This window comes from Halosimplex salinum (genome assembly GCF_003730195.1).
GTDB lineage: Archaea > Halobacteriota > Halobacteria > Halobacteriales > Haloarculaceae > Halosimplex > Halosimplex salinum.
Genome location: NZ_QWGG01000001.1, coordinates 519037 through 544403, shown reverse-complemented (window position 1 = coordinate 544403; position 25367 = coordinate 519037). Strand labels below are relative to the sequence as shown.

24 protein-coding genes are annotated in these 25367 nt (G+C 67.8%); 7 read left to right on the top strand and 17 right to left on the bottom strand.

What is annotated here, in order from left to right; translation table 11 throughout:
• Window positions 1–8: 8 nt before the first annotated feature.
• On the bottom strand, window positions 9–1097 hold the full coding sequence (locus D1409_RS25645; RefSeq protein WP_328587659.1) for a MogA/MoaB family molybdenum cofactor biosynthesis protein: 1089 nt from the start codon (window positions 1095–1097) through the stop codon (window positions 9–11).
• Window positions 1098–1157: 60 nt separating this feature from the next.
• Window positions 1158–2342 (bottom strand): ABC transporter substrate-binding protein, encoded by a 1185-nt coding sequence (locus D1409_RS02705; protein ID WP_164471540.1) that lies wholly within the window; start codon window positions 2340–2342, stop codon window positions 1158–1160.
• A 121-nt stretch (window positions 2343–2463) separates the two neighbouring features.
• On the opposite strand from D1409_RS02705, the gene D1409_RS02700 reads away from it, so the two are divergent.
• The 3 genes from D1409_RS02700 (at window position 2464) to D1409_RS02690 (ending at window position 5718) form a co-directional block, all read left to right on the top strand.
• Entirely contained in the window at window positions 2464–3510 is a 1047-nt protein-coding gene (locus D1409_RS02700) for a zinc-binding dehydrogenase (protein ID WP_123533776.1), read from the top strand.
• Window positions 3503–3787 (top strand): hypothetical protein, encoded by a 285-nt coding sequence (locus D1409_RS02695; protein WP_235853485.1) that lies wholly within the window; start codon window positions 3503–3505, stop codon window positions 3785–3787. The genes D1409_RS02700 and D1409_RS02695 overlap by 8 nt, the downstream gene beginning before the upstream one ends.
• A 92-nt stretch (window positions 3788–3879) precedes the next feature.
• The gene (locus D1409_RS02690; RefSeq protein WP_123533774.1) at window positions 3880–5718 is read left to right on the top strand and encodes a histidine kinase N-terminal 7TM domain-containing protein; all 1839 of its coding nucleotides are present in this window, start codon (window positions 3880–3882) and stop codon (window positions 5716–5718) included.
• Between the two features lie 18 nt (window positions 5719–5736).
• Here the strand turns inward: D1409_RS02690 and D1409_RS02685 are convergent, their stop codons facing one another.
• The gene (locus D1409_RS02685) at window positions 5737–7113 is read right to left on the bottom strand and encodes an NAD-dependent succinate-semialdehyde dehydrogenase (RefSeq protein ID WP_123533772.1); all 1377 of its coding nucleotides are present in this window, start codon (window positions 7111–7113) and stop codon (window positions 5737–5739) included.
• Between the two features lie 55 nt (window positions 7114–7168).
• Window positions 7169–7774, bottom strand: a complete 606-nt coding sequence (locus D1409_RS02680; protein ID WP_123533770.1) for an NUDIX hydrolase — start codon at window positions 7772–7774, stop codon at window positions 7169–7171.
• A gap of 150 nt (window positions 7775–7924) precedes the next feature.
• Here D1409_RS02680 and D1409_RS02675 point away from each other — a divergent pair, with 150 nt between their 5' ends.
• Entirely contained in the window at window positions 7925–10318 is a 2394-nt protein-coding gene (locus D1409_RS02675) for a HEAT repeat domain-containing protein (RefSeq protein WP_123533768.1), read from the top strand.
• Window positions 10319–10340: 22 nt separating this feature from the next.
• Here D1409_RS02675 and D1409_RS02670 read toward each other — a convergent pair whose 3' ends face one another.
• Window positions 10341–11246: a diacylglycerol/lipid kinase family protein gene (locus D1409_RS02670; protein ID WP_123533766.1), complete on the bottom strand. Its 906-nt coding sequence runs from the start codon at window positions 11244–11246 to the stop codon at window positions 10341–10343.
• A 50-nt stretch (window positions 11247–11296) separates the two neighbouring features.
• Here D1409_RS02670 and D1409_RS02665 point away from each other — a divergent pair, with 50 nt between their 5' ends.
• Window positions 11297–11965 (top strand): CehA/McbA family metallohydrolase, encoded by a 669-nt coding sequence (locus tag D1409_RS02665; protein WP_123533764.1) that lies wholly within the window; start codon window positions 11297–11299, stop codon window positions 11963–11965.
• 185 nt (window positions 11966–12150) lie between these two features.
• Here the strand turns inward: D1409_RS02665 and D1409_RS02660 are convergent, their stop codons facing one another.
• Window positions 12151–12564: an Lrp/AsnC family transcriptional regulator gene (locus tag D1409_RS02660; protein ID WP_123534799.1), complete on the bottom strand. Its 414-nt coding sequence runs from the start codon at window positions 12562–12564 to the stop codon at window positions 12151–12153.
• Between the two features lie 103 nt (window positions 12565–12667).
• On the opposite strand from D1409_RS02660, the gene carA reads away from it, so the two are divergent.
• Window positions 12668–13738, top strand: coding sequence for a glutamine-hydrolyzing carbamoyl-phosphate synthase small subunit (gene carA / locus D1409_RS02655; RefSeq protein ID WP_123533763.1), 1071 nt, complete (start codon window positions 12668–12670; stop codon window positions 13736–13738).
• Between the two features lie 84 nt (window positions 13739–13822).
• Here the strand turns inward: carA and D1409_RS02650 are convergent, their stop codons facing one another.
• From D1409_RS02650 to D1409_RS02640, 4 genes are all read right to left on the bottom strand, one after another.
• Window positions 13823–15097: an MFS transporter gene (locus D1409_RS02650; RefSeq protein WP_235853484.1), complete on the bottom strand. Its 1275-nt coding sequence runs from the start codon at window positions 15095–15097 to the stop codon at window positions 13823–13825.
• A gap of 93 nt (window positions 15098–15190) precedes the next feature.
• Window positions 15191–15355: a hypothetical protein gene (locus tag D1409_RS24255; protein WP_164471539.1), complete on the bottom strand. Its 165-nt coding sequence runs from the start codon at window positions 15353–15355 to the stop codon at window positions 15191–15193.
• 81 nt (window positions 15356–15436) lie between these two features.
• Window positions 15437–16828 (bottom strand): PAS domain-containing sensor histidine kinase, encoded by a 1392-nt coding sequence (locus D1409_RS02645; protein ID WP_123533762.1) that lies wholly within the window; start codon window positions 16826–16828, stop codon window positions 15437–15439.
• A gap of 129 nt (window positions 16829–16957) precedes the next feature.
• Entirely contained in the window at window positions 16958–17362 is a 405-nt protein-coding gene (locus D1409_RS02640) for a CBS domain-containing protein (protein WP_123533760.1), read from the bottom strand.
• A gap of 132 nt (window positions 17363–17494) precedes the next feature.
• Between D1409_RS02640 and sugE the strand changes: the two genes are divergently transcribed.
• Entirely contained in the window at window positions 17495–17818 is a 324-nt protein-coding gene (sugE, locus tag D1409_RS02635; protein WP_123533758.1) for a quaternary ammonium compound efflux SMR transporter SugE, read from the top strand.
• Between the two features lie 37 nt (window positions 17819–17855).
• Here the strand turns inward: sugE and D1409_RS24250 are convergent, their stop codons facing one another.
• The 7 genes from D1409_RS24250 to D1409_RS02605 all read right to left on the bottom strand — a co-directional run bounded on the left by D1409_RS24250 (window position 17856) and on the right by D1409_RS02605 (window position 25307).
• Window positions 17856–18002 carry a hypothetical protein gene (locus D1409_RS24250; protein ID WP_164471538.1) on the bottom strand — a complete coding sequence of 49 codons (147 nt, stop codon included), beginning with the start codon at window positions 18000–18002 and terminating at the stop codon, window positions 17856–17858.
• Between the two features lie 78 nt (window positions 18003–18080).
• Window positions 18081–21371 carry a carbamoyl-phosphate synthase large subunit gene (carB, locus tag D1409_RS02630; RefSeq protein ID WP_123533756.1) on the bottom strand — a complete coding sequence of 1097 codons (3291 nt, stop codon included), beginning with the start codon at window positions 21369–21371 and terminating at the stop codon, window positions 18081–18083.
• Window positions 21372–21634: 263 nt separating this feature from the next.
• A complete protein-coding gene (locus tag D1409_RS02625) occupies window positions 21635–21865 on the bottom strand; it encodes a hypothetical protein (protein ID WP_123533754.1) in 231 nt (76 codons plus the stop codon).
• Between the two features lie 169 nt (window positions 21866–22034).
• The gene (locus D1409_RS02620) at window positions 22035–22568 is read right to left on the bottom strand and encodes a DUF5815 family protein (RefSeq protein WP_123533752.1); all 534 of its coding nucleotides are present in this window, start codon (window positions 22566–22568) and stop codon (window positions 22035–22037) included.
• 67 nt (window positions 22569–22635) lie between these two features.
• Entirely contained in the window at window positions 22636–23052 is a 417-nt protein-coding gene (locus tag D1409_RS02615; RefSeq protein ID WP_123533751.1) for a DUF7124 domain-containing protein, read from the bottom strand.
• Between the two features lie 38 nt (window positions 23053–23090).
• Entirely contained in the window at window positions 23091–23915 is an 825-nt protein-coding gene (locus tag D1409_RS02610; protein WP_164471537.1) for a hypothetical protein, read from the bottom strand.
• A 111-nt stretch (window positions 23916–24026) separates the two neighbouring features.
• The gene (locus D1409_RS02605) at window positions 24027–25307 is read right to left on the bottom strand and encodes an NAD(P)/FAD-dependent oxidoreductase (protein WP_123533746.1); all 1281 of its coding nucleotides are present in this window, start codon (window positions 25305–25307) and stop codon (window positions 24027–24029) included.
• Between the last annotated feature and the right edge of the window lie 60 nt (window positions 25308–25367).

Genomic DNA, 25367 nt, shown 5'->3' with positions numbered 1-25367 from the left:
GTGCCGGCCTACTCGCGGCGGGCCAGACTCACGAGGTGGCCCATCTCCTCCACGACGAGTTCCTCGGTGCCGAGTCGGGCGGCGGCTTCGCTCCCGGGGAGACAGAACACGGGGACGCCGTCGACCATACCGGCGGTCGCGCGGGAGGCCATCGCGCGGGTGCCGATCTCCTCGTAGGAGAGGATGCGGAACAGTTCCCCGAAGCCCGGGAGTTCGCGGTCGAACAGCGGCCGCGCGCCCTCGACGGTCACGTCGTCGGGCGTGACGCCCGTCCCGCCGGTCGTGACGACGACGTCCACGTCGTCTCTCCCGGTGAGATTCAGGAGCGCGGTCTGGACGCCGTCGAGGTCGTCCCGGAGTATCTCGCGCGTCACGACCTCGTGGTCCGCGGCCTCCACAATTGCCTCGATCACGTCCCCGCTCGGGTCGTCCTCGTGTGTACGCGTGGACGATACCGTCACGACCGCGACGCCGAGGAGGTCGACCTCGGCGCCGTGCGCGTGTCCGTGACTGCCCGATCCGTGTTCGCCTTCGTGTGGGTGATCGTGACCGCCCGATCCGTGTTCGTCTGTGTCTGCGTGCGCGTGATCGTGACTCCGCTCGTCAGTTCCGTGACCCTCCCCGTGGCTCTCCGGTTCCTGAGCGCTCTCTCGCTGGACCGCCTCGTCGTCGACGGATCCGGCGTCTCCGGCGGACGATTCGGGTTCGCTCTCGGGCGCAGCGGGGTCCTGCGAGGCGTCGGCACTGTCAGCGAACGGGTGGTCGCCCGTCGCTCCCGACGAGTCGTCGAGCGCGTCGTCGCCGGTGGACGGCGCGAGCGGGTCGTCGTCTCCCGACCCCGCGAGCGGGTCCGCGCTCGGGTCCGGCGACTCCTCCGGCTCTTCCCCCTGATCCGGAGCCGCCCGAGCCGACGCGTCTCGTTCGGTCGCCGCGTCCCCCTCCGTCTCGTCTTCCCCGGCGGACTCCCCCGGTACCTCGGCGTCGTCCGCGGACGCGGACTCCGTCTCGTTGGCGGACGCGTCCGGTTCCTCGGACTCCCCCTCGTCCTCGTCGTCGTCGACCCCGCGGCTGGTGTCGCGGGACTGGAAATCGACCATGGGATCGCTACCCGACAGCGGACCAAAAAGGCAAGCATGCTGGCCGACGGTCGGCCGCGGTCACGCCGACAGCGTGGCGACGACGGTGTCGGCGGCGGCGTCGGCGTCGCGGTCCTGCAGGAAGGTCGCGACCGCGTCTTTCAGCTCGACGACTTGCTCGGGCCGGACCGCGAGGCCGTGACACATCGACGGCAACTGGGTCGCGCGACCGCCGAACGACTCGTGGAGCTGTCGGCTCAGCGGGTGGAGGTCCGAGACCGACACGTCGCTCCGCGGCGGGACCGACCCGCTGATCGTGTTGAACCGCTCGATCGTCTCGGCCGACCCCACGTACTCGAGGAACTCCGCGACCGTCTCGTCGCCCGCAGTGTGCGCCGCGGGGACGAGGGCGTTCGTGTTGACGACGTGGGCGCCGTCGGTCCCCGGGAACGGGACGCAGTCCCAGTCGCGGCCGAACGCCATGTCGCTCCCGGCCATGTGACCGGTGGTCCACGAGCCGTTGTTGATGCAGGCGGTCTCCCCGTCGGAGAACTCCCCCTCCAGGTCGCTGGAGTCCATGAACTCGGGGTTCTCCGGGCCCGCTTCGAGGCAGGCGCCGAGCGTGTCGAACGCCGCCTCGAGGGTCGAGCGGTGGGGCGAGGGGCGACCGCCGACGGCCTCCTCGTAGCCGCTCGGGTCGCCGTGTCCGAGGAAGAGCGTCTCCCAGAGCTGCAGGAGTCCGAACGGGTTCCGTCCGAAGACGGCGACGGGGTTCTCGGCGTGGTCGGCCAGCGCCGGCAGGACCTCGACGAGTTCGTCCGGGTCCGACAGCCGTGCGGGGTCAACCCCGGCGGCTTCGAAGACCGCGACGTTGTAGTAGAGGTTGCTGATCCGGTGCATGTCCAGCGGGACGGCGTGGTACTCGCCGTTGAAGCGGGCGACGTCGACCATCCCGTCGAAGTACGCGTCGTCCATCCCCGTCCGCTCCCACAGGTCCGTGATGTCGGCCGTCGCGCCGGCCTCGACGGTGGGACGGAGGTTCGCGCCCGGCCACTCGTCCCAGACGTCCGGCGGGTCCTCGCGGAGGATCCGGCTCTTGATCATCAGGCGGAGAGCGTTGATCACGGTCTGCTCCTCCGAGATCCTGACGTCCGCGTGTCGGTCCGTGTACTCGTCCAGCACGACCGATATCGCCTCTTGCTCACTCCCCCACACGAAGTGATGGTGTATCTCGATCTCCCGCTGCCCGCCGAGCGTAGACGACATACCGTATCGTCTGTGAACCGCCCATAATGACCTTACCCCCGGATTATACGATCTGAGAATCGCCCCCGAGATCGACGCGCCGGCCGCCATCGTTTTGCACACAGCGCGTCTTGGGCCACCTATGTACGCAGTCCAGTACGCGGGCCACGGCGATCGTGACGTTGTCGAGTACGCCGAGCGGGCGGACCCGTCGGTCGGCCGTGACGACGTGCTCGTCGACGTGAAGGCGGGCGCACTGAACCACCTCGACGTGTGGACTCGCAAAGGGCTCCCGGGGATCGATCTGGAGATGCCTCACGTTCCGGGCTGTGACGCCGCGGGCGTCGTCGAGTCCGTCGGCGAGGGCGTGACGCGCTTCGAGCCGGGCGACCGGGTGGCGGTCACGGCCGGTGTCAGCTGCGGCGAGTGCGAGTTCTGCCGCCACGGCGAGGAGTCGTTGTGCGTCGACTACCACATCATCGGAGAGCACGTCCCCGGCGTCCACGGCGAGTACGCCGCCGTGCCCGAGGACAACCTCGTCGCCGTCCCCGAGGGCGTCGACTGGGAGACGGCCGCAGCGGCACCGCTGGTGTTCCAGACCGCCTGGCGGATGCTGATGAGTCGCGCCGACCTCTCGGCCGGGGAGTCGGTGCTCGTCCTCGGCGCCTCGGGCGGTGTGGGCCACGCGGCGGTACAGATCGCCGACTTCGCCGGCGCGGAGGTGTTCGCCACCGCGAGCACCGAGGAGAAACTGGACTTCGCCCGCGAGGTCGGCGCCGACCACGCGATCAACTACGAGGAGAACGACTTCGCCTCGGAGATGTACGGCCTGACGGACGGTCGCGGCGTCGACGTGGTCGTCGACCACGTCGGCGGCGAGACGTGGGACGACTCGCTGAAGTGCCTCGCAAAGGGCGGCCGGCTCGTCACCTGCGGCGCGACCGCCGGCGCCACGCCGGAGACGAACATCAACCGCGTCTTCTGGAACCAGCTGTCGATCCTCGGGTCGACGATGGCCACGCCCGGCGAGGTCGACGACGTGCTGGCGAAGGTGTGGGACGGCACCTTCGAAGTGCGCGTCCGCGACACGCTGCCGATGAGCGAGACCGCCAACGCCCACGAGATGCTGGAAGAGCGCGAAGGGTTCGGGAAAGTCGTCGTCGTCCCCGACAGTGAGTTCGATGAGTGAGGGCACCGACCCGCGTGCACCGAAGCAGGCGCCGGGCTACGACGTGGCCGACCCGGAGTCGAAGGAGTTCGGTCGCCGAGGGTGGTTCCTCGTCGCCGTCCTCGTCCTCGCGTTCGTCGTGATCCCCTGGAGCCTGATCGCGCTCCCGGCCGCGGGCGACTTCGCGGGGTCGATCGGTCTCGGCTGGCGCGACGCCTACCTCGTCTTGCCGCTGATCCCGGCGCTCTTGCTCGGTGTCGTCGGCGTCTGGACGGCGGTCGAGAGCCGCCGTCCCTGAGCCGGTGACAGCCCCGGGTACGTACCGTTCGATCCAAATTTGATACCCGGTCACTTACACTTATTCGGTCGAACGGGAAAACTCGCCGTAGGATGGCGATGCCGCCCCACACGCCGGTCGTCCTGCTCGCCGCCATCGTCGGGAGCGGCGTCGCCGTGTTCGTCTGGGTGTTCCGAAACACGCGGGGAGCGAAGCCGCTCGCGGCGTTCGTCGTGAGCGCCAGCCTGCTCGCGCTCGCCCAGGGGATGGCGCTCGCCGCGCCGGTGCTCGCCACGAAGCTCTTCTGGTCGAACGTGGCCGCGTCGGTCACGGCGCTGTTGCCGCTCGCGTGGCTCCTGACCGTCCTCGCGTACACCGACAGCGAGCGACTGGTCGGCCGCCGCCGGCTCGCGCTGTTGCTCGTCGAACCGGCGGTGTTCGCCGCGCTGGTCTGGACGAACGCCGACCACGGGCTCGTCTGGACCGATCGATGGATCGCGATCGCCGGCGACACGTCCTATCTCGCCCCCGAGTACGGCCTCGCGATGTGGGCTCACGTCGGCTACGCGTACCTCCTCGTCGCCGTCGGCGGGCTGGAACTCGTCCGGCTGAACTTCCGGACGACCGAGTTCTTCCGCAGTCAGGGGACCGCACTGCTCGGCGCTATCTTCGTCCCGGCCGGTCTCGGCGCTCTCAACGTGTTCGGGACCCTCCCCGGACAGTACGAACTGACGGGGATCGGCTTCGTCTTCTGTGGTCTGGTGATGACCGTGGTCCTCTTTCGCGGTCGGCTGCTCTCGATCACGCCCGCGACGCGCCAGCTGGGCCGGGAAGCCGTCATCGACGAGATGGACGACCGGATCGTGATCCTCGACGACGACGACCGGATCGTCGACGTCAACCCCGCCGCCGCGACGCTGTTCGACGTCGACCCCACCACGGTCGTCGGCACGCCCATCCGAACGGCCGCCCCGAACCTCTCGGACGCCATCGAGTCGGTGTCGGCCGGACAGGCCGAACTCGAACTCGACGGTGCGGACGGTCGCCACTACTACGACGTGCGCGTCTCACCGCTGTACAGGAGTTACGGCGGGACTGCCGGCAGAGTCGTCAGCTTCCGCGACGTGACCGCTCGTCGGCAGCACGAGCAGCGCCTCGACGTGCTCAACCGCGTCCTCCGACACAACCTCCGCAACGAGTTGAACGTCGTCCGCGGCAACGCCGAACTGCTCCGTCGCGACGTCGACCTCTCCGAGGGCGACACCCGTCGCCGACTCGACCGCATCGAGGACACCGTCGACACCGTCGCCGAGCGAAGCGAGAAGATCGGCCGGATCTCCCGGATAGTCGACGGCGAACCGGACCGGGAGTTCGACGTCGAGACCCGACTGGAGAGCCTCGCGACATCGATCGAGTCGACGTACCCCGGCGCGACCGTCCGGGTCGACCTCCCCGACAGCCTCACCGTGGTCGGCGGCCCCTCGCTCGAACGGGCCTTCGAGGAACTGCTCGAGAACGCCGTCGAACACGCCGGCGACGATCCGTCCGTTCGAGTGAGCGCGTCACCCAGCGAGGGCGACCTCGTCGAGATCTGGGTGACCGACGACGGCCCGGGGATCGAGCGACAGGAACGGGTCGTCATCGAGGAGGAGCGGGAGACGGCGCTCGAACACGGGAGCGGCGTCGGGCTCTGGCTCGTCAACTGGGTCGTCAGAGAGTGCGGCGGCTCGGTCACCTTCGACGACGGCGGGGACGGCTGTACCGTCGTCGTCACCCTCCCGACGCCCGAGGCCGGCGTGACCGACACCAGCCACGCCGCCGAAGATGATGATACAGCCGACGGCTCCAACGATGACGACACCACCGACGGCTCCAATGATGACGACACCGCCGACGCCTCCGAAGATGACGACACCGCCGACGTCTCCACCGAGATAGAGGCCGACGACTGACGGCGCTCCCGGGTGCGCTCACCCGCCGTCGGCCGACTGCACCCACACCGTCTTCCGGTTGACGAACTCCCGGATCCCGTCGCGACCGAGTTCGCGGCCGTACCCGGAGTTCTCGACGCCGCCGAAGGGGAGCCGGGGGTCGGACTTGACGAGTTCGTTCACGAAGGTACAGCCGGCGTCGATCCGGCGGGCGATCCGTTCTCCCCGGTCGAGGTCGTCGGTCCACACCGACGCGCCGAGTCCGAACTCCGTGTCGTTCGCCAGTTCGACGGCGGCCGCCTCGTCTTCGACCTCGAACACCGCAGCGACCGGACCGAACACCTCCTCGGTCGCGACGGCCGCGTCGCGCGGGACGTCGGTCAGCACCGTCGGCGGGTAGTAGAACCCCTCGCGGTCGAGCGGTTCCCCGCCACAGGCGACGGTCGCGCCCGCGTCGACGCTCCGCTCGACCTGGTCCTGGAGGTCACCCAGCAGGTCCTCGCGGGCCTGCGGTCCCAGGTCCGTGTCCTCGTCGGTCGGGTCGCCGACCGTCAGCGACTCCATCTCCGCGACGAGTCGGTCGGTGAACGCGTCGAACACGTCCGCGTGGACGACGAACCGCTTGGCCGCGATGCAGGACTGCCCGGAGTTGATGCAGCGAGCGGTCGCGCCCGTCTCGGCCGCGGCGTCGAGGTCCGCGTCGTCGAGCACGACGAAGGGGTCGCTTCCGCCGAGTTCGAGCACGGACTTCTTGAGTTCGCGACCGGCCGTCTCGCCGACCGCACGGCCGGCCCGCTCGCTCCCCGTCAGCGTCACCGCGGCGACGCGGTCGTCGGCGACGACCTCGTTGGCCGTCTCGCCGTCGACGACCAGCGACTGGAAGACGCCGTCTGGGTAGCCTGCCCGCTCGAACACCTCGGCGATGGCGCGTGAACACCCCGGAACGTTCGACGCGTGTTTCAGCAGGCCGACGTTCCCCGCGGTGAGATGCGGCGCGGCGAAGCGGAACACCTGCCAGAACGGGAAGTTCCACGGCATCACCGCCAGTATCGGCCCCAGCGGCTCGTGGGCGACGTACGTCTTCGTGCCCGGCTGTCCACCGATCCGCCGGTCCTGCAGGTGTTCGGGCGCGCGTTCGGCGTAGTACTCGCACACCCAGGCGCACTTCCGCACCTCGCCGCGGGCGCTCTCGATGGGTTTCCCCATCTCCCTCGTCATCAACTGGGCGTACTCCTCGACGTTCTCGCGGAGGACCGCGCCCGCTCGCTCGATCAGTTCGGCGCGCTCCTCGATCGGTCGCTCACGCCAGGACTCGAACGCGTCGCTCGCTGTCGAGAGCGTGTGTTCGACGGCCGACTCGTCGTCCGCGTCGACCGGGTCGAGCGCCTCGCCGGTCGCCGGATTGACGCGTGCCATACGATCGCATGTGTCGTCGGTGTGAATGTAGTTTCCGCCGAGAGAACGTCGTCGGCTACTCGAAGTCGCGGCGCATCGCGATCTCGAACCAGGGGCAGAGGCGCAGTTGCCGGTACCAGCGCGGGTGTTCGTGGAGGCGCTCGTAGGGAACCCACATCAGGCCGCCGACCTCGTCGGGGTCGGGGTCGAGCGACGTGTCGACGAGCGTCGCCTTGAGGACCGCGCATACCTCGTGTTCGAGCCCCTCGTCCATGTAGTAGCGCTTGTACTCGAAGCGGTCGGTCACCCGGAGGTTGTCGTACTGGTCGGGCGTGACGCCGAGTTCCTCCTCGAGGCGCTCGCGAGTGGCCTCGACCTGCGTCTGACCCTGGATCGGGTGAGAGGCGACGGTGCCGTCCCAGTAGGTGTCCCAGAGGCGCTTCTTCGGACTGCGCTGGGCGAGCAGGATGCGACCCTCCTGGTCGAAGAGGAGCGACGTGAACGCCCGGTGGCGCCGTCCGTCCCCCGTGTGCGCGTCCAGCCGATTGACGAGCCCCTGCTCCTCGTCGTTCTCGTCGACCGCGATCACGGCCTGTTCCGCGTTCTCGTGGTACTCCTCCGTCGCGCCGGAACCCGGCGCGTCGTCGGGTTCGCTGGAAGCCCCCGCGTCCTCCGAACTCATGAGATTTACATCGGAGAGCGGGTTCAAACAGTCTTCGACTTCGATTACCCGACGTCACGGCACTGCGCCGGGCCCGCGAACCGGAACGCCGGTCAGCTATCGCCCGAAAATGATAACCTACTAATCCGTCCGACGGAGATACCGGACGGTATGGCATCCGTGGAGACCGGGCGGCTCCGGTCGATGGGCTCGCGGACCGCGACGACACTCTCGAATCTCCTCTCCCTGCTCGCGCTCCCCGGCGTGGCCGTCCACGAGCTCGGTCACGCCGCGGCCTGTCGACTGCTCGGTATCGAGGTCCAGCGAGTGGTCCTCTACCGGTGGCCGGCGGACTTCACGAGAGACCGGAACGGCGGCGGGTTCGTCCAGCACGAACCGGCGGATTCGACCTGGAAGAGCGCACTGGTCGGTACCGCGCCGCTCGTGACCAACACCGCGGCGTCGCTGGCCTGTCTCGAACTCGCCGGCAGGCTCTTCGAACGCGCCGGGCCCGCCTCCGCGGACGTTCCCCTCGGCGCGACGGTCCCGTACGTCTCCGCACGGCTGTCGGCGCTCGGTCCCGGGCGGACGGCCGCTGTCCTCGTACTGACGTGGGTCGGCCTCGCGCTGGCGTTCACTGGCTTCCCCAGCAGGCGGGACTTCAGGAATCTCGGCGGGTTTCTGGACCGAGTCTGGGGCGTCGCCGACAGCTCCCGGAGCGTGTGGTACGCGCTCGAACACGTCCACTACGAACTGTCGACCTTCTACACGCTCGCCGTCTCCGTCGTCGGCCTGTTCGGCCTGCGGACGTTGCTCGCAGTCCCGGTCGGCGAGTTCCTGAACTACGTGCTGATCGGCCTCGCGTTTCTCGCGGTGCGGGTGACCCGCAGTGAGTTCGACCGGGTACCCGGCGGAAAACGCGACCGACGAAATCGGACCAGGCGGCTGTCACGCCGTGCGTCCGACGGGGACCGCCTCGACGCGGACGAGGTCACCTTCCTCGTCGAGACGCTCTCGGAGTCGAACCAGACGCTCCGGGAGGACGCCGCACGGGCGCTCGGGCGCGTCGCGAGACACCACCCCGAGACCCTGCGCGAGTGGGAGTCGGAGATCCTCGACCGCGCCGAATCCGACCGCTCGTCGACCGTCCGCCGTCGGCTGATCGACGTGGTGTACGACGCCTACGACGAACTCGAACGGACGGAGCGAACCGCGTCGCTCGGCGTCGACGCGCTGGCCGACGACGAGTTCGACGAGGCGACGAACGCGCCGGCGCTCGTGACGAGAGCCGCTCAGGACACGCCAGCGGCCCTGCTCGACCGCCTCGACGAGATCGAACGAGCCACGTCGAGCGTCTCACCGGCCCAGCACGGGAACCTGCTGTACGCCGCGGCGCTCGTCTCGACTGCGGACGCCACCGATACCGACGACACCGCCTCCGTCACGACACACGAGAGCCTCCCGGGCGACCCCGACCGAGCGCAGACCGGTGGGGAGCGTGCAGCGGTCCTGTCGTCTCTTCCGGAACCCGCCCGTGGCGTGACGGAGCGGCTGTTTCACAGTCTCGACGACACCACTCCCGTTCGGTCGAGCGCGCTCACCGGACTCGGCGTCGTCGGCGCCGCACGTCCGGAGACGGCCCCGGCGCTGGCAGCAGTGTTCGAACGGTCACTCGACGACGAGGCCGACGCGATTCGCTCCGCGGCGACCGGGGCCATCGCACGGATAGCCGAGGCAAACCCGGACGCGCTGACGGACGTACAGGACGATATCATCGAGTTACTGCGCGACGAAGACGACGCCGTCCGCAGTAGCGCGGCGCTGGCACTGGCGCGGCTGGCGGACGACGCTCCCGACTCGGTGGGGTCCGTCGACTCGTTCGTCGAGCGGCTGGCCGACGACCACGGGAACGTCCGGTCGAACGCCGCGCTGGCCCTCTGGAAACTGGCGGACGTCGACCCGCGACGGGTCGGCGAATCGGTCGACGCGGTCGTCGCGCTGCTCGACGACCCGGTGGACTCGGCGCGCTCGAACGCCCTCGGCGTGCTCTCGGCCGTCGCGGAGGAACGACCGGACCTCGTCGCACGCCACATCGACGACGTCCTCTCGGCGACGCGTGACGGGTCCCTGGCGGAGCGAGTCAACGCGACCTCCGTCCTCGCGACGCTCGCGGAGGCGTACCCGGAAGCGGTCGAACCCTCGCTGGACGCCGTCGCCGCGCACTTGGAGACCGATGACGGCCGGCTCCGCGAAAACGCCGCCGAGGCGGTGGCCGGGGTGGCCCGGACGCGGCCGAGAGCGGTTCTCCCCGTTCTCGACACGCTGGCAGACCGCCTCTCTGACGGGGACGAGGACGAAGACGTGCGCGCGGCCGCCGCGCTCGCGCTCGCACGGGCGGCCCGGTCGGACCCGCTGTCGGTCGCGCTCCACGTCGACGCGGTCCGGGACGCGACGGCCGACGACGACGACCGTGTCGCGACGCGCGCCCGTTCCGCGCTCCTGTCCGTCTCCGGTCTCGACGCGGAGGGAGCTCTCGACGAACCAGTTTCGGCTCGGTCCGGGTAGGCCCCGACCGGCGCTCACGGTCTCACTCGCCCGGCCAGGCCGACGGCGTCGGCTCGTAGGCCTCGCCGACCCGGACCTGCATCGCACCGGGGCGGACGGTCGCGTCGAGCTGTCGCCGCTCCTCAATCTCGCCATCGAAACTGAACGCCATCGGCCGGTCGGTCGTCGAGACGACGAGTTCGTCGGTCACGAGCCGCTGTACGTGCTCGGGACTCCGATGCAGTAGCTTCCCGAACGCTTCGTCCGCGAGGTAGTCCATGGCCGGCGCGTTCTCGACGATGACGACCTCTAGCTGTCCGTCCTCGATGTCGGCCTGACCGCGGCCGCTCCCGAGGAACCGACGGCCGTTCCCGACGAGCACGACCAGCGCTTCGCCGGTCCACAGCGGGTCGTGGGACTTGCCGATTCGCACCTCGAGCGTCGGTCCGTCGTACTCCCTGACCTCCGACAGCGTCTGGAGCGCGTACGCGAGCGATCCGATCCGGGCTTTCGCCTCGTCGGCCGTGTCCTCGCTCGCCTCCGCGATCAGGCCGCCCATACACGAGTTGACGAACACGTCGCCGTCGGCGACGCCGAGGTCGAGGGAGCGACGGTCGCCCGATTCGGCGACTTCGAACGCGTGCTGGACGGACTCGATACCGAGGTTCCCCGCGAAGTTGTTGCCGGTCCCGGCCGGAACGACGCCGACCTCAACGTCGTCGAGCGCGTCGGCGGCGTCGACGCCGCTGACTACTTCGTTGACCGTGCCGTCGCCGCCGCAGGCGAGCACCTGGTCGGCCTCCGCGGCGGCGTCTCGCGCCAGTCGGACGGCGTCGCCGGGCTCCGAGCTGTCTCTCACTTCGATACCGAGCGCGTCCGCACGTCGACGCGCGTCCTCCGCGTCCGCTCCGTCGCCGCTCTCCGGGTTCCGGACCATCACGCGGTACATGTGTACACACGGGGCGGCAGGTCTTTACGCGTGTCGCCCCTTGTTACCACGTGTACGCCGTCGACCTCCATCTCCACACGCGGCCCTTCCACAACCCGCGTGGCGCGCCGACAGCCTTCGACCCGTACGGAGCGAAACTGATGGCCGCGACGGCCCGGAACAGAGGACTGGACGGGCTCGCTCTCACCAACCACGACTACAGCGTCCCGTACAGCAACGCCGACCCCGTGTTCGTCCCGGGCATCGAGGTCACGACCCGACACGGCCACGTTCTCGTCGTCGGCCCAGACCCGCCCCGGCGGACGCACAACCAGAAACCGCACCCGGCGGACGTCGTCGAAGACGCACACGAGCGGGGCTGTGCGGCCATCATCGCCCACCCGTTCCGCGACAGCACCGTCATGAAGGTCGACGCTCCGTTCGACGCCGTCGAGATCAACGGGAAACACCCCGAACGCAAGCCGAACATCGACAGGATAGCCGAAGAGCGCGGGATTCCGGTCGTCGGCGGGAGCGACGCGCACTTCCCGTTCGAACTCGGCCGCGTCCACACGCTCGTCGACGCCGACGAACTCACTCCCGAGTCGCTCGTCGCGGCGATCCGCGACGGCCGCGTCGAACCCGGCCGGCGGACGTACCTCACCGACCGCGTCCTGCTCCCGATGTACGACGCGATCCACGACGTCCGAGACTTCGCGAACCGGGCACTCCCGGGCTGACACCGCTGGTCGCCGGAAACTGTCGTCGCGCCGGCTCACGGCTGCGCCGCTCGCAGCTCCGCTTCGTGCCGTGGATGCGGCTCGCGGCAGAGCCGCTCGCATTTTCACGGCGCTTCGCGCCGCGCCCCTCACCCGACGCGTTCGTCGAGGATTAGCCTCACTCGGTTGATTCTGGAATGAACTCGTTATCCAACTCGTTCGTCCAGAATCAACCTCGTCTTCGTACTCACGACTTCCTCCAGCTCTCGCGTCTGGGTGATGATCTCGTTGACGCGCTCGGTGTCCTGCGCGTCGACGACGAAGACGATGTCCTCCTCGCCGGAGACCTGCCAGGCGAAGTCGACCTCGGGCCAGTCGGCGACCCGGTCGCTGATGTCGTGGGTGTCGACGCTCACGTCGACGCCGACCTCGATCATCGCTTTGACGTTCCCCGTCCGCGTCGCCACGGTAAAGCGCTCGATGACGCCTTCGTCGACGAGCGACTCGACGCGGTTACGGACGGTCCCCTCGGAGGTCCCGACGCTGTCTGCGATCTCCGTGTACGGCGTCCGCGCGTCCCTGCGGAGGATGTTCAGGATCTCACGGTCGAGCTCGTCCATCGAATACACGTCCGTTCGCCGGGCGCCCACTTGACCGTTACGAAATTCGTAACGTGGCTTCGAAAGCAAGGCTTATCACCGGGGATGGTATACGCATCTCGTAATGACGGACGCCTACGTGGCACTGGAAGGCGGACGCGTCGTCGAGGCGCGTGCTCGCTCGCCAGGCACGACACGCGGTGAACTGGTTTTCACGACAGCGTACACGGGATACGAGGAGAGCCTCACTGACCCGTCCTACGAGGAGCAGATACTCACCTTCTCGTACCCGCTGATCGGCAACTACGGCGTCCGAGAGGAGCGCTTCGAGTCCGACCGCGTGCATCCGCGCGGCGTCGTCGCGCGCGACCTCACCGAGGACGTGGCCGAGTGGCTCCAGGAGGAGGGCGTCCCGGCCGTCGACAAGCTGGACACCCGGGACATCGTCACGGAGATCCGCGACTCCGGCGCGATGAAGTGCGGCATCGCCGCGGGCGAGGACGTGACCGAGCAGGACGCGCTCGACGAACTCGCCGAGTGCAAGCACATGAGCGACCACGTCGACATCGGCGACCAGGTCACGACGCCCGAGACCGTCGTCTACAACGAGGACGGAGACGGCCCCGACGTGGCGCTCGTCGACTGCGGCGCGAAGGGCTCGATCGTCTCCTCGCTCGTCGAGCGCGACGCGACGGTCCACCTCGTCCCCCACGACACGACCGAGGACGAGATCGCCGAACTCGACCCCGACGTGCTGTTCATCTCGAACGGCCCGGGCGACCCGGAGAACTTCGAGGAGGCCAACGAACTCGTCGACAGCTACGTCGGCGAGAAACCCATCGCGGGCATCTGTCTCGGTCAGCAGGTCGTCGCCAACGCGCTGGGCGGCGAGACCGAGAAGATGGAGTTCGGTCACCGCGGCGTCAACCAGCCCGTGCGCGACCTGCGGACCGACCGCGTCGTCATGACGACCCAGAACCACGGCTACACGGTCGCCGACCCCGGCGACAACCTCGAAGTCACGCAGATCAACGTCAACGACGACACGCCCGAAGGCCTGGAGAACGACGACCTGGGCATCATCACGCGCCAGTACCACCCCGAGGCCAACCCCGGCCCCAACGACTCGAAGGGGTTCTTCGACGACGTGCTCGCCCTCGCCGAGGACGACACCGTCGCGACGCCGACGAACTGACGAGCGCGTTCTCTCTTCTCCCGGCGACGCGACCGCGAGTCTCGTCTCCAGAAATCACGATCGAGGCGCCAGCAGACGGCCAGTTCAGGACCCGACGCTCGGGAGGAAGTTCCCGGTTTCGCGTCGGACACCGCCCAGGAGGATCGAGGCCGCGACGAGCGGCATGGCCGCACAGCAAAGATAGACGGGCCAGAAGCCGACGATATCGACGACCGGGAGCGTGACAATGGGGCCGAACCCGCCGCCGATATCCCCGAACACGTTGTTCGTCCCCACGGCACGGCCCATCTCGCCGTCGGCGACGAGGTCACCTAACAGCGCCATCAGTGGCCCGCTGGTTCCGCCCTGTCCGAGTCCGATACACAGGCAGGCGATCGCCAGCGTCGGTACCGAATCCGCGAGCGCGAGCAGCACGAACCCCACCGACGTGACACACAGAAACACGAGCAAAACCGGGACTCGCGACTGGTTCCGATCGCTGACGTACCCACCGACGTACATCGACAGCCCCGCGGCCACGACGGTGAGGCCCATGAACAGGCCCGAAGAGCCCTGGGCGTCGAAACCGAAGGCGCTGAGCTGGTTCTGGTCGAGAAACAGGACCAGCGTCGCGAACAGCGCCCCGATGTAGACGAACAACACGGCGAAGTTCACCAGGCCAACCGTCACCGCGGGGAGGCTCGTGTTGACGTCCCACGGTTTGACCGACTGATTTGTCCCTCCTTCCACGTGTGTCTCGGGCACCGTCAGGTACGCGACGACACTGGCAAAGAACGCGAAGCCAGTGGCGACGGTGAACGCGACCACGTTACCGGAGAGTTCGCTGACGAGCCCACCGAGGACCACTCCCGCCGGGAACCCGAAGAGAACACCGCCCCTGATGAGCCCCATGTTCGATCCCCGCGATCCGCCGTCGCTGATATCGTCGGCGATCGTGTACGCAGTCGCGAAGACGAGCGCGCTCCCGACGCCCCAGAGGAGGCGCGCAACCATGAACCACGCTTCGGGAAGCGGTGCGATCATGGCGATAACGTAGCCCGACGTGGAGATCCCCTGAACGAACATCCCGACGACGAACGGTTTTCTCGTCCCGAACCGGTCCACGAGGCTCCCGGCCGGCGCGTTCGCGAACAACCGCGAAAACCGGTTCGCGCTCAGGATGAGGCCGACGAGAAACGGGGAGATCCCGAGAACGGCACCGAGATTCGGCAAGATGGGGAATATCACGCCGCCGCCGAAGCCGATGAAAAACGTACTGACGATGACCGCTCCGAGAACGAGTCGACCCTCGTCTTTCGTCTCACGGAGCCGAGTTCTCACGTTCGGGACGACCGCTTCCGAGTCTATGAGCATTTCCATACCCGAATCTATCTCTCCCGGCCGGTCGGGCAGTTGGTGTCGGACACGAGCGGTTCCCTTCGGACGGCAGGGAACCGTCCCGCCCAGAGACGGCTACCGGCCCCACTCGTAGAACAACCACGCCGCGCCGAATAGCATGATTCCAGCACCGAGCACGGACGTCGCGGGTTCGGGGACGACGAGCATCACGAAGCCGACCAGTATCAGGAGACCCGGTTCGATCTCGTTCCAGAACTGGGGGAAGTTCGGGAGAACCATACCGGTCCTTCGACCGGCGCGGGGAAATAGATTGACCGGTCGGGTGGTCGCCGTGAACCGTCAGGTGGTCGCCGTGAACCGTCACTCGGTCGCCGTCGGAAGCTCGATCCGGACGCGGTTGCCCGACTCCGTCCGCTCCACGTCGATGGTACTGTTCGACAGCTGCACGCACCAGTAGACGAGCCAGAGGCCGAGCCCCGTGCTGTGGTACACGTCGTTCATCTCGTGCTCGCCCGTCAGCACGTCCGACTCGTTGGTCGGGAGTGGCGGACAGTCGTCCGCGACGGTCAGTTCGGTGCGGACGTCGGTCGTCCGAATCGCGACCGTCACGGTCGGACGCTCCGTCTCGCTGTGCCGGATCGCGTTCTCGACGAGTTCGATCACCGCGATACCGAGTTTCTCGAGCGCGTAGACGGGCGCGCATTCCGGGAGCGAACACTCGACCGTCGCTGCCGGGGACTGCTCCCGGACCGTCTCGACGGCCCGGTCTACCGCGTCGACCAGGTCGATCCGGGACGGCTGCGGGTCACCGACGAGGAAGTCGATGATGTCTCGTTCCTTCTCGGCGGTCGCGAGGAGGTCGTCCCCGGTCCGGCGGATCACGGCCGTCTTCTCAGAGAGCTCCGGCGCTTGGTCCTCGATGAACTCCGCGGCGCCGAGGATCACGTTCATGTCGTTTCTGAGGTTGTGCCGGAGCAGGTTGTCCATCACGTACAGCTGTCGCTCGCGGCGGTGGCGCTCCGTCACGTCCCGGGTGAACCCCGCGATCCGGACGACGTCGCCGTCTTCCCGGATCGGCTGTCCCCGCACCCAGACCCACACGTCGTAGTCCCGTTCGGGATTGACGCGGTACTCGATGTCGACCGGGTTCCCGCTCGTGAGCGCCGCCTTGGCCTCCTCGACCGCCGCCACGTCGTCGGGATGGATCGTCTCCAGAAACTTGCTCGGGTCGCGTTCCAGTTCGGCCACCGGCATCCCGTACACGTCCTCGTAGGCCGGGTTGACGAACAGGAGTTCGCTCCAGTCCCCGGTGAACATCCAGAGGACGTCCCCGGAGTTCGCGGCGAGCTCCTCCAGGCGCATCGCCGTCGCTTCGCGTTCGCGCTCGGCCGCCATCCGGTCGGACACGTCGCGTGAACTCACGACGTACCCGTCGAGTTCCGAATCGGTCAGGTTCGACATCCGGCTCTCTATCCACACCCACTGTCCGTCGGCCGCCCGAAACCGGTACTCCGTCGTCGTCTCCGTGAACGTCTCGCTCTCTATCGTCTCCGCGAACACGGCTCGAACCGGCGGCTGGTCGTCCGGGTGGATGAACGCGAGCGCGTTTCGGCCGACCAGATCCGCGGGGTCGTGGCCGAGGATCCGTTCCACCGCCGCGTTGACGTAGGTGAACGTCCCCTCGTCGTCGAGCAGCGCGATCTTGTCCTGCGAGTGGTCCACGAGGACACCGAGCGCGTCTGCGTCGAGCATTCCCCCCAATATGTCGCGTGTCTGTAAAAGGATGGCGGGAGGCCCGGCTCCCGGACGGACCGCGTTCCCAGCGGCCGGGCGCCGCTCTCGGTCGGCGACAGCAGCGTCGAACCGCGGCTGATGGGGCCGTCAGGCGGGCGACGGCGCTTCCGCGGTCGAGATGTACGACGCGAGGTCCGTCGTCGATATCATGCCGATGACGCCCTCCTCGTCGTCGACGACGGGGACGTGGTGGAACCCGTGTTCCATCATCGTGTCGGCGACCTCGACGATCGACGCCTGGGCCGTCGTCGTCACGACGTCCGTCGTCATGTACCGCTCGACGGTCGTGTCCGCTTTCGGCTTGCTCTTGGCGACGATGTCGACGAAGTCCGTCGTCGTGAGGATGCCGACCAGCCGGTTGTCGTCGTCGGTGACTACGAGCGACCCGATCCCGTGGGACCGCATCAGTTCGGCGGCGTCTTCGACGAGCGTGTCCGGCCCCACCGACTGCACACCCGACGTCATCAGTCGGGCGACGAAGATGTCTTCCATACCAGTTCATCACATACCCAGAGTATAAATACCGACGATTTTCCCCCGACTGCAGGGCGGTCGACCGCCGTCGGACGCGATCTGGTCGTCGGATCGGAAGGCACAGGCCCGGACCGACGGTACCCAGTGGACATGTCCTGGTACCTGCTCGGCGTGGCTGGACTCTTCGAGATCGCGTGGGCGATCGGCCTGGAGTACTCCGAGGGACTCACGCGCCCGGTCCCGACCGCCGCGACCGCGGTCGCACTCGTGATCAGTATGGTCCTCCTCGCGAAGGCCATCGAGACGCTCCCGGTCGGCACCGCCTACGCCGTCTGGACCGGCATCGGCGCGGTCGGCACCGCCGCGCTCGGCATCGTCCTCTTCGACGAGTCCGCCGACCCACTCCGCATCGCGTTCCTCGGCCTCGTCGTCGTCGGCATCGTCGGCCTCAACGTCACCGGCGGCGGCCACTGACTGGCCGAGCGACCGGACGGTCGACCGACCGCGCCGCTCAGAACTGCCGATACAACAGGGTGAGAACGCCGAGCGACAGCAACAGGAGGCCCCACCAGACCGAGTCACCGGGGAGCACGGTCAGCACGAGCGTGACGATACCGGACGAGACGAGCGACCAGCCGAGCGTCGTTCGATAGGCCATACTATCCGTTGGTGACTCGGACGGAAAGCGGCCACGCCCGGCTCGAAAATCGGCCGAACTCGATCGTGTGGTCGCCGCTCAGTTGCCTTTGGGCTGGCCCCAGTACTCGTCGCGCTTGACGCGCTGGCCGACGGGCTGGACGTCCAGCGGTTCGTCGGCGGCCTCGATGGCCTCGAGGGCGGCGCGAGCGCTCGCGAGCGTCGAGAAGTAGGTGATCTCCTCCTCGACGGCCGTCTGCAGGGGCGCGCGCTGGCGGGAGACGATGATGTCGACCTCGCCGTTCTCGATGGCCTCGACGAACTCCTCCTCGCTGTCGAAGCTGACGAGGTCGAAGTGCTCGGCGTAGGCCTCGATGAGTTCCTCGCCGGCCTCCGTCTCGCGGCCGGGGAACTCGCTCTCGGAGAGGTCGACGACGGCGGTCCCCTCCAGGGGGATCGCCTTGCCGACGGACATCTGGGCCTTCTGGTAGGCCTTGCCGAAGGAGTCAGCGGTGCCCATGACCTCACCGGTGGACTTCATCTCCGGCCCGAGGCGCGGGTCCGAGCCCGGCAGGCGGTCGAACGGCAGGACGACCTCCTTGACGGAGACCTGCTCGGGCACCTGCTCGGTGACGTCGAGGTCCGCGAGCGTCTCGCCGGCCATGACCTTCGCCGCGACCTTCGCGATCGGGACGCCCGTCGCCTTCGAGACGTACGGCACAGTTCTGGACGAACGCGGGTTGGCCTCGAGGACGTACACTTCCTCGTCCTTGACGGCCAGCTGGACGTTCATCAGCCCGACCGTGTCGAGCGCGCGTGCGATGTCTTCCGTGACCTGGCGGACCTTGCGGTTCACGTCGCGGCCGAGCGAGCGCGGCGGGATCATGCAGGCGGAGTCGCCGGAGTGCACACCGGCAGACTCGACGTGTTCCATGATGCCGCCGATGAGGACGTCCTCGCCGTCGGAGACGGCGTCGACGTCGAGTTCGACGGCGCCCTCGAGGAACTCGTCCACGAGGATCGGCTTGTCCGGGCTCACGCGGACGGCCTCCTCGATGTACTCCTTGAGGTCCTCGTCGCTGTAGACGATGTCCATCGCGCGGCCGCCCAGCACGTACGAGGGGCGCACGAGGACGGGGTACCCGATCTCGTGTGCGAGGTCGAGCGCTTCCTGTTCGCTCGTCGCGGACCCGCCCTGGGGCTGGGCGATGCCGAGGTCGTCCATCAGGCGGTTGAAGCGGTCGCGGTCCTCCGCGAGGTCCATGGCGTCGACGGACGTGCCCATGATCTCGCAGTCGAGGTCGCGACGCTCGATCTCCGCTTCCAGCGGGTGACCGATGTCGACGGACGTCTGTCCGCCGAACTGGACCATCACGCCGTCGGCGCCGGTCTCCTCGACCACGTCGGCGACCTCTTCGGCCGTGATGGGTTCGAAGAACAGCCCGTCGGAGGTGTCGTAGTCCGTCGAGACGGTCTCGGGGTTGTTGTTGACGACGTGGGCCTCGATGCCGGCCTCCTCGAGCGCGCGGACCGCGTGGACCGAACAGTAGTCGAACTCGACGCCCTGCCCGATGCGGATCGGGCCGCCGCCGACGACCACGACGCTCTCCACGTCGCGGTCGACCTGCACCTCGTCGCGACCCAGTCCCGAGATGGGGTCGCGGGAGGAGTAGTAGTACGGCGTGGTCGCCGCGAACTCGCCGGCACAGGTGTCGACGAGCTTGAAGTCGCGGTCGGAGGTGTGCGTCTCGACCTCGTCGACGGTCACGTCGGGGCCGGGCGAACTGGCAGCTTCGGCCGCATCAGCGGCCTCGGAGCCGCCGTCGGCCATCGCGGTGTCGTCGTCGGGGGCGTCCGGGCCCTCGACGACCGGGAGCCAGGACGCGTGGGTGTCGTTGAACTCGCCGCCGGCGAGCGCGGTGACCTCCTGGTCGGTGAAGCCGACGTCCGCGGCGGCCTGGTAGTCCCCGTTCTTCGCGGCCTCGGCGGCGTCGGCGATACGCTCGAAGCGTTCGAGGTACCACTCGCGGATCTCGGTGATCTCGTTTATCTCCTCGACCGTGTAGCCGCGACTGAACGCCTCGAAGATGGCGTACGGGCGGTCGGGCGAGGGGCGTTCGAGGTAGTAGTCCTCGAGTTCGTCGTTGAACACCGTCGAGAAGTCGACGGCGGGGTCGTACTCCGAGGAACGGAGGGCCTTGAGGAGCGACTCCTCGAAGGTGCGGCCGATGGCCATCGCCTCGCCCGTGGACTTCATGGCCGGGCCGAGTTCGAACTCGACGTCGGTGAACTTGTCCTTGGGCCAGCGCGGCACCTTCGTGACCACGTAGTCGATGGCCGGCTCGAAGGCGGCGGTGGTCTGCCCCGTGATCTCGTTGTCGATCTCGTGGAGGCGCTTGCCGAGCGCGACCTTCGCGGTGACGCGGGCGATGGGGTAGCCGGTCGCCTTCGACGCGAGCGCGGAGGACCGGGAGACGCGCGGGTTGACCTCCACTACCCTGTACTCGCCGCCGGGCGTGCCGTCGTCGCGCCAGGCGAACTGGATGTTACACCCGCCCTGGATACCGAGTTCGCGGATGACGTCGAGGGCCGTGTCGCGCATGACCTGGTGGCCCTCGTCCGGGATGACCTGCGAGGGAGTCACGACCGTGGACTCGCCCGTGTGGATGCCCATCGGGTCGAGGTTCTCCATGTTGCAGATGATGATACACGAGTCGTCCGCGTCGCGCATCACCTCGTACTCCAGTTCGATCCAGCCGTCGATGGACTCCGTGATCATCACGCGGTCGTCGCGCGAGAGGCGCAGGCCCTTGTGGACGGCGTCTTTGAGTTCGTCCATGTCGTCGATGACGCCCGACCCGGCCCCGCCGAGGGTGTAGGTCGTGCGCATGATGACGGGGAGGCCGCCGACGGCTTCGACGGCGTCCTCGACCTCGTCCATGGACTCGATGGTGATCGACTCGGGGACCGGCTCGCCGATGGACTCCATGCGCTGGCGGAACTGGTCGCGGTCCTCCGTCGCGTAGATCGTGTCCAGCGGCGTGCCCATCACGTCGACGTCGTGTTCGTCGAGGACGCCCTCCTCGGCGAGTTCCGCGGTGACGTTGAGGCCGGTCTGGCCGCCCAGGCCGGCGATGACGCCGTCGGGGTTCTCCTTTCGGATGATCTCCGAGATGGCCTCCGTGTTGATGGGTTCGATGTACACCGCGTCGGCCATCTCCGGGTCGGTCATGATCGTCGCCGGGTTCGAGTTGACGAGCACGACGCGAGCGCCCTCTTCCTGCAGCGCGCGACACGCCTGTGCACCCGAGTAGTCGAACTCGGCCGCCTGCCCGATCTTGATCGGGCCGCTCCCGATGAGCAGTATCGTACGGTCCTCGTCCTGTGTCATTACTCGGGCAGAGTTCGCTCGTCGTAATAAACCCGGCGATAGAATACGGATATCGAAAGGCAGTTTCGAATATCGTATTCTCTCCCGTCGGCCCGCCGCCCGGCCGTCTGGCGGCCGTCGACTGTGAGAGCGGAAAATCCACGAAGTCCGGTCGGTTCAGAGCGGGGAGGGACGTCTATCGGAGAGAGTACGACGAGGCATATATGCACCACGATATGGCGGCGGCTCGCGGTAGCAGTACCTCCTCCACAGACGGATCGGCCTCAGTTGCTCCGCTCGCTGAACTCGTATCGGTACGGTTGGTCGCGGATGACTTCGACGTCGCCGGACTGGGCGTGGCGACCGAGGACCGTCGCGACGCGGTGAGCGCTGTCGAACTCCTCCCCGTGTTCCTCGAGGAGGTCGAGGATCTCCCGGGCCGTCAGCGGCCCCTCTGCCTCGGCCTCTTCGAGCACGGAGCGGATCCGGTCGAACTCGCGCTGCCGTACGCGCATGTCCGAAGCTACACCCCCATCGACCATTAAACGCCGTCAGACAGCCGTCAGACGGCCGATCTCCGCAAACCGCAAGACGACGCCGCGGTCGTCCGTCAGCGTCTGTCATACAAACGGGCCCGCGTCCGCAGGCGGTCGGGGGACCGGCGACGGCCGCGACCGGGGAGGGTTAGACGGCGGAGTCGTGTTCGGTCTCGAACTCGCGTTCCTCGCGGTACTGCTCGACGAACGCGGCCACGTCGAACTCGTGGAGCCACTGCTCGAACTGGTCGGTGGCCTCGTCGTCGTCGGCGTGACTCACGGCGTGGTCCATCAGTTCGACCAGCAGTTCGACCACGACCTCGTGGAGGCGACGCGCGTCGAAGTCGGCCAGCCAGAGCATTGAGTAGCCGACGCTCCCCTCCTCGGAGAGGTCCTCGCTGACGACCGCCTCGGGGAACTCCTCCATGACGATGCCCATGACGTGGGCCGTCGTGAACTCCGGGAACTCGTCGGCCGTCTCGATGGTCTCCCTGAGCACGTCGCCGAGGAACTCGGGGACGAACCGACCCAGCGGGTGGACGTCCATCACGACCGCGTGCGCGTCGCCGCACGAGCAGTCGTACTCCCGCAGGCCCATGTCGAGGTCGTGGACGGCGACGGTCTCCCCGCAGGGCAACTCGATGTCTGCCCCCTCGCTTCCGGGGACGCGCGGCTCTGCCATTACCGGATATACCGGCCTGGGCCGTTTAAACGCCGCGATACCTCGCGAGGAACCACGCGTCCGAGAATCAGGGCCAGTCGTCGCGCTCGTCGTCGCCAGCCGTCTCCGCGGGCGTCTCCGGTTCGCCCAGTTCCCAGTCGGCCGCCTCCGCCGCGTCGCCGACGTCGAGGAACTCCCAGCCGACCTCCTCGGCCAGTTCGGCGTCCTCGTCGTCGGTTCCGACGAAGACGTGCCGCTCGGTGCCGAACTGTCGCTGGACGTTCTCGAGGCTCTCCGCGCGCGAGCGCGGCCCGGAGAAGAAGTCCTGGCGGACCCGGTGTTTGCGCGTGAAGTTCGTCACGACGTACGTCGGCTGTTCGGAGACGACGCCGACGTACTCGCTCCACTGACGCGCGTCCTGGAAGACCCGGTCCGGGTAGGCCAGTTCCTTCAGCGCGTCGAGGTCGAACGCGAGCGTCATGTCGCTGCTGCCGCCGCTGTCCATATCCGACAGACGGTCAGGACCGGGGAAAACGGCTTCGATCAGGCGCCGAGGCCGTCGCTCTGGCCCGCCGGCGCGGCGCTCGCCTGGCCGCCCGCGCCGCCCGTCGCCTGCAGGTACGCGCTCGTCAGCAAGGAGACGCCGAACACGATGACGACCGTGCTCGCGGTACGACTGAACGCCCCGCTCAGGTCACCGAGCGGCACCATCCCCGCGATGAACACCGTGAGAAACCACGTCAGCCAGAAGACGACCCCGAGGACGACCATCGGCACCGCGTTCTCCTTCACGAGCGCGTAGCTCTGTGAGAGCGCCTCGAACACCCCGTCGCCCGCGAGCACGATCCGGTGGCGGACGAAGAAAAACAGGACCGTGAGTGCGATCCCCGGGATCAGGAAGAACAGCGTCCCGAGGACGATCAGGACGACCGCGACGAAGTTCGCGACCAGCGACTTCACGTACGCGCCCGCCAGTCCCGACGTGATCTCGTCGACCGGGACGGTGTTCGGCCTGTTCGCCGCGAGCGCGCGCACGCCGACGACGTGGAGGAACTCCGCGACGAACGGGAGCATCGCCAGCAGCGCGATCGCGACCGGGAACGAGACGTCCATCCCCGTCTGGTCGATCGCGTCGACCAGGGGAAGCAGGAAGTCGTAGCCCCGCTCTATCAGTTCGAATCGCACGTCCTGAAGCGTGTACCCGCCAGCCTCGCTGAGTGCGAACTCGACCGCTCTCGCGAAGAACGTGTTGTAGACCACCGGATTGGTCAGTCTGAACACCAGGAAGGCCCCGAGCACCAGCAGCCCCGGCACGGTCACCAGCCGTCTGACCGAGTCTTCTAGCGTATCCCCCACTGATACTGTCATGGGGCGGAGTGGTAGGCTCTATTACTTAAAACTAGCTACTGTAGGATGGAGTGTCACGACCGGCGTCGTGCCGAACGGCGAGAAACGGCGAGCGAGAAACGAACGGACGAGTTACTCGGGCTTCGGCGCGGCTTCTTCGAGTTTGTCCATGTCGACGTCCTCCTCCATGAGCAGCTCCTTGTGCTGGGCGACTTCGCGTTCCTCGCGGATGAGTCGCTTGAACTTGGACTGCTGTGACAGGTCGCCGATCAGGACGCCCCCGACGATCTTGCCGTCCTGGAACGCGAGGCGACGCCACTCCGTGTCGCTGTACTTCTGGCTGGCGTCGTCGTCGCCGATGGTCGGGTGACCGAAGGAGAGGAACGGGAAGTCGAAGTGGGTGATCGAGTACGAGGAGACCCAGCGGAACTCCTCGGGGTCGTCGGTCTCGCCGCCCTCGCGGAGGTCTTCGACCATGTTCTGTGCGGCGACGGAGCCCTGCTCCTTCGCGGAGCCCCAGGAGCCGTTCTCGCCCATCTCGCCGAGGATGGTGTCGTAGAACCAGGTGATGTCGCCCGCAGCGTAGATGTCGTCGACGTTCGTCCGCAGGTACTCGTCCGTGACGATGCCGTTGTCGTTCGTCTCGACCGGCGTGTCCTGGAGGAACTCCGTGTTGAAGCTCAGGCCGATCGCGACGCCGGCCCAGTCGCCCTCGTAGCGCTCGCCGTTGGGGTCAACGGCGGCGGCGACCTGTCCGTCCTCGTCGGTCTCGAAGCGGTCGACGCCGGACTCGAACACGGGCGTGACGCCCTTCTCGCGCATCGCCTCGTGGAGGATCTCCGCCCCTTCCGGTTCGAGCGCGTAGCGCCACCAGGACTCGCCGCGCATCAGGTAGTTGGCGTCCAGTCCCTGCGCGCCGCAGATGGCCGCCAGGTCGATCCCGAGCAGGCCAGCGCCGACGATGATCCCCTGGTCCGCGTTCTCGACGTTCTCCTTGATCGAGCGGGCGTCCTGGAACGTCCAGAAGTGGTCGATGCCGTCGGCGTCGGCGTTGTCGATGCCGTAACTTGCCAGACTGGCGGGGGTGCCGCCGGTCGCGACGAGGAGCTTGTCGTAGTCGTACACGTCGCCCGAGTGCGTGTGGATCTCGTTGGCCTCGGTGTCGACGGTCGTGACGTACGTGTTGAGCTGGAGGTCGATGTCCCGCTCCTCGTACCACTCGGGTTCGTGGATCGAGATTGGCGCCTCGGGCAGTTTGCCCTTCGCGAACTCTTTGATCAGGATGCGGTTGTACAGTGCCTCCCCCTCATCGGTGATCACGGTGATATCGGCGTCGGGGTCCTCCTCGCGAATCGTCTCGGCTGCCGAACTCCCCGCGATGCCATCACCGATGATGACGTGGGATGCGCTCATGCCCGCAACCTTCGTAACCGTGGTTAATGTGGGTTGCTATCTCTCCATGCGGTTGATTGG

Bases quoted from the DNA above. Each gene is read 5' to 3' on its own strand.
- D1409_RS25645 (WP_328587659.1), bottom strand. From the start codon at position 1,097: ATGGTCGATTTCCAGTCCCGCGACACCAGCCGCGGGGTCGACGACGAC.
- D1409_RS02705 (WP_164471540.1), bottom strand. From the start codon at position 2,342: ATGTCGTCTACGCTCGGCGGGCAGCGGGAGATCGAGATACACCATCAC.
- D1409_RS02700 (WP_123533776.1), top strand. From the start codon at position 2,464: ATGTACGCAGTCCAGTACGCGGGCCACGGCGATCGTGACGTTGTCGAG.
- D1409_RS02695 (WP_235853485.1), top strand. From the start codon at position 3,503: ATGAGTGAGGGCACCGACCCGCGTGCACCGAAGCAGGCGCCGGGCTAC.
- D1409_RS02690 (WP_123533774.1), top strand. From the start codon at position 3,880: ATGGCGATGCCGCCCCACACGCCGGTCGTCCTGCTCGCCGCCATCGTC.
- D1409_RS02685 (WP_123533772.1), bottom strand. From the start codon at position 7,113: ATGGCACGCGTCAATCCGGCGACCGGCGAGGCGCTCGACCCGGTCGAC.
- D1409_RS02680 (WP_123533770.1), bottom strand. From the start codon at position 7,774: ATGAGTTCGGAGGACGCGGGGGCTTCCAGCGAACCCGACGACGCGCCG.
- D1409_RS02675 (WP_123533768.1), top strand. From the start codon at position 7,925: ATGGCATCCGTGGAGACCGGGCGGCTCCGGTCGATGGGCTCGCGGACC.
- D1409_RS02670 (WP_123533766.1), bottom strand. From the start codon at position 11,246: ATGTACCGCGTGATGGTCCGGAACCCGGAGAGCGGCGACGGAGCGGAC.
- D1409_RS02660 (WP_123534799.1), bottom strand. From the start codon at position 12,564: ATGGACGAGCTCGACCGTGAGATCCTGAACATCCTCCGCAGGGACGCG.
- carA (WP_123533763.1), top strand. From the start codon at position 12,668: ATGACGGACGCCTACGTGGCACTGGAAGGCGGACGCGTCGTCGAGGCG.
- D1409_RS02650 (WP_235853484.1), bottom strand. From the start codon at position 15,097: ATGGAAATGCTCATAGACTCGGAAGCGGTCGTCCCGAACGTGAGAACT.
- D1409_RS24255 (WP_164471539.1), bottom strand. From the start codon at position 15,355: ATGGTTCTCCCGAACTTCCCCCAGTTCTGGAACGAGATCGAACCGGGT.
- D1409_RS02645 (WP_123533762.1), bottom strand. From the start codon at position 16,828: ATGCTCGACGCAGACGCGCTCGGTGTCCTCGTGGACCACTCGCAGGAC.
- D1409_RS02640 (WP_123533760.1), bottom strand. From the start codon at position 17,362: ATGGAAGACATCTTCGTCGCCCGACTGATGACGTCGGGTGTGCAGTCG.
- sugE (WP_123533758.1), top strand. From the start codon at position 17,495: ATGTCCTGGTACCTGCTCGGCGTGGCTGGACTCTTCGAGATCGCGTGG.
- D1409_RS24250 (WP_164471538.1), bottom strand. From the start codon at position 18,002: ATGGCCTATCGAACGACGCTCGGCTGGTCGCTCGTCTCGTCCGGTATC.
- carB (WP_123533756.1), bottom strand. From the start codon at position 21,371: ATGACACAGGACGAGGACCGTACGATACTGCTCATCGGGAGCGGCCCG.
- D1409_RS02625 (WP_123533754.1), bottom strand. From the start codon at position 21,865: ATGCGCGTACGGCAGCGCGAGTTCGACCGGATCCGCTCCGTGCTCGAA.
- D1409_RS02620 (WP_123533752.1), bottom strand. From the start codon at position 22,568: ATGGCAGAGCCGCGCGTCCCCGGAAGCGAGGGGGCAGACATCGAGTTG.
- D1409_RS02615 (WP_123533751.1), bottom strand. From the start codon at position 23,052: ATGGACAGCGGCGGCAGCAGCGACATGACGCTCGCGTTCGACCTCGAC.
- D1409_RS02610 (WP_164471537.1), bottom strand. From the start codon at position 23,915: ATGACAGTATCAGTGGGGGATACGCTAGAAGACTCGGTCAGACGGCTG.
- D1409_RS02605 (WP_123533746.1), bottom strand. From the start codon at position 25,307: ATGAGCGCATCCCACGTCATCATCGGTGATGGCATCGCGGGGAGTTCG.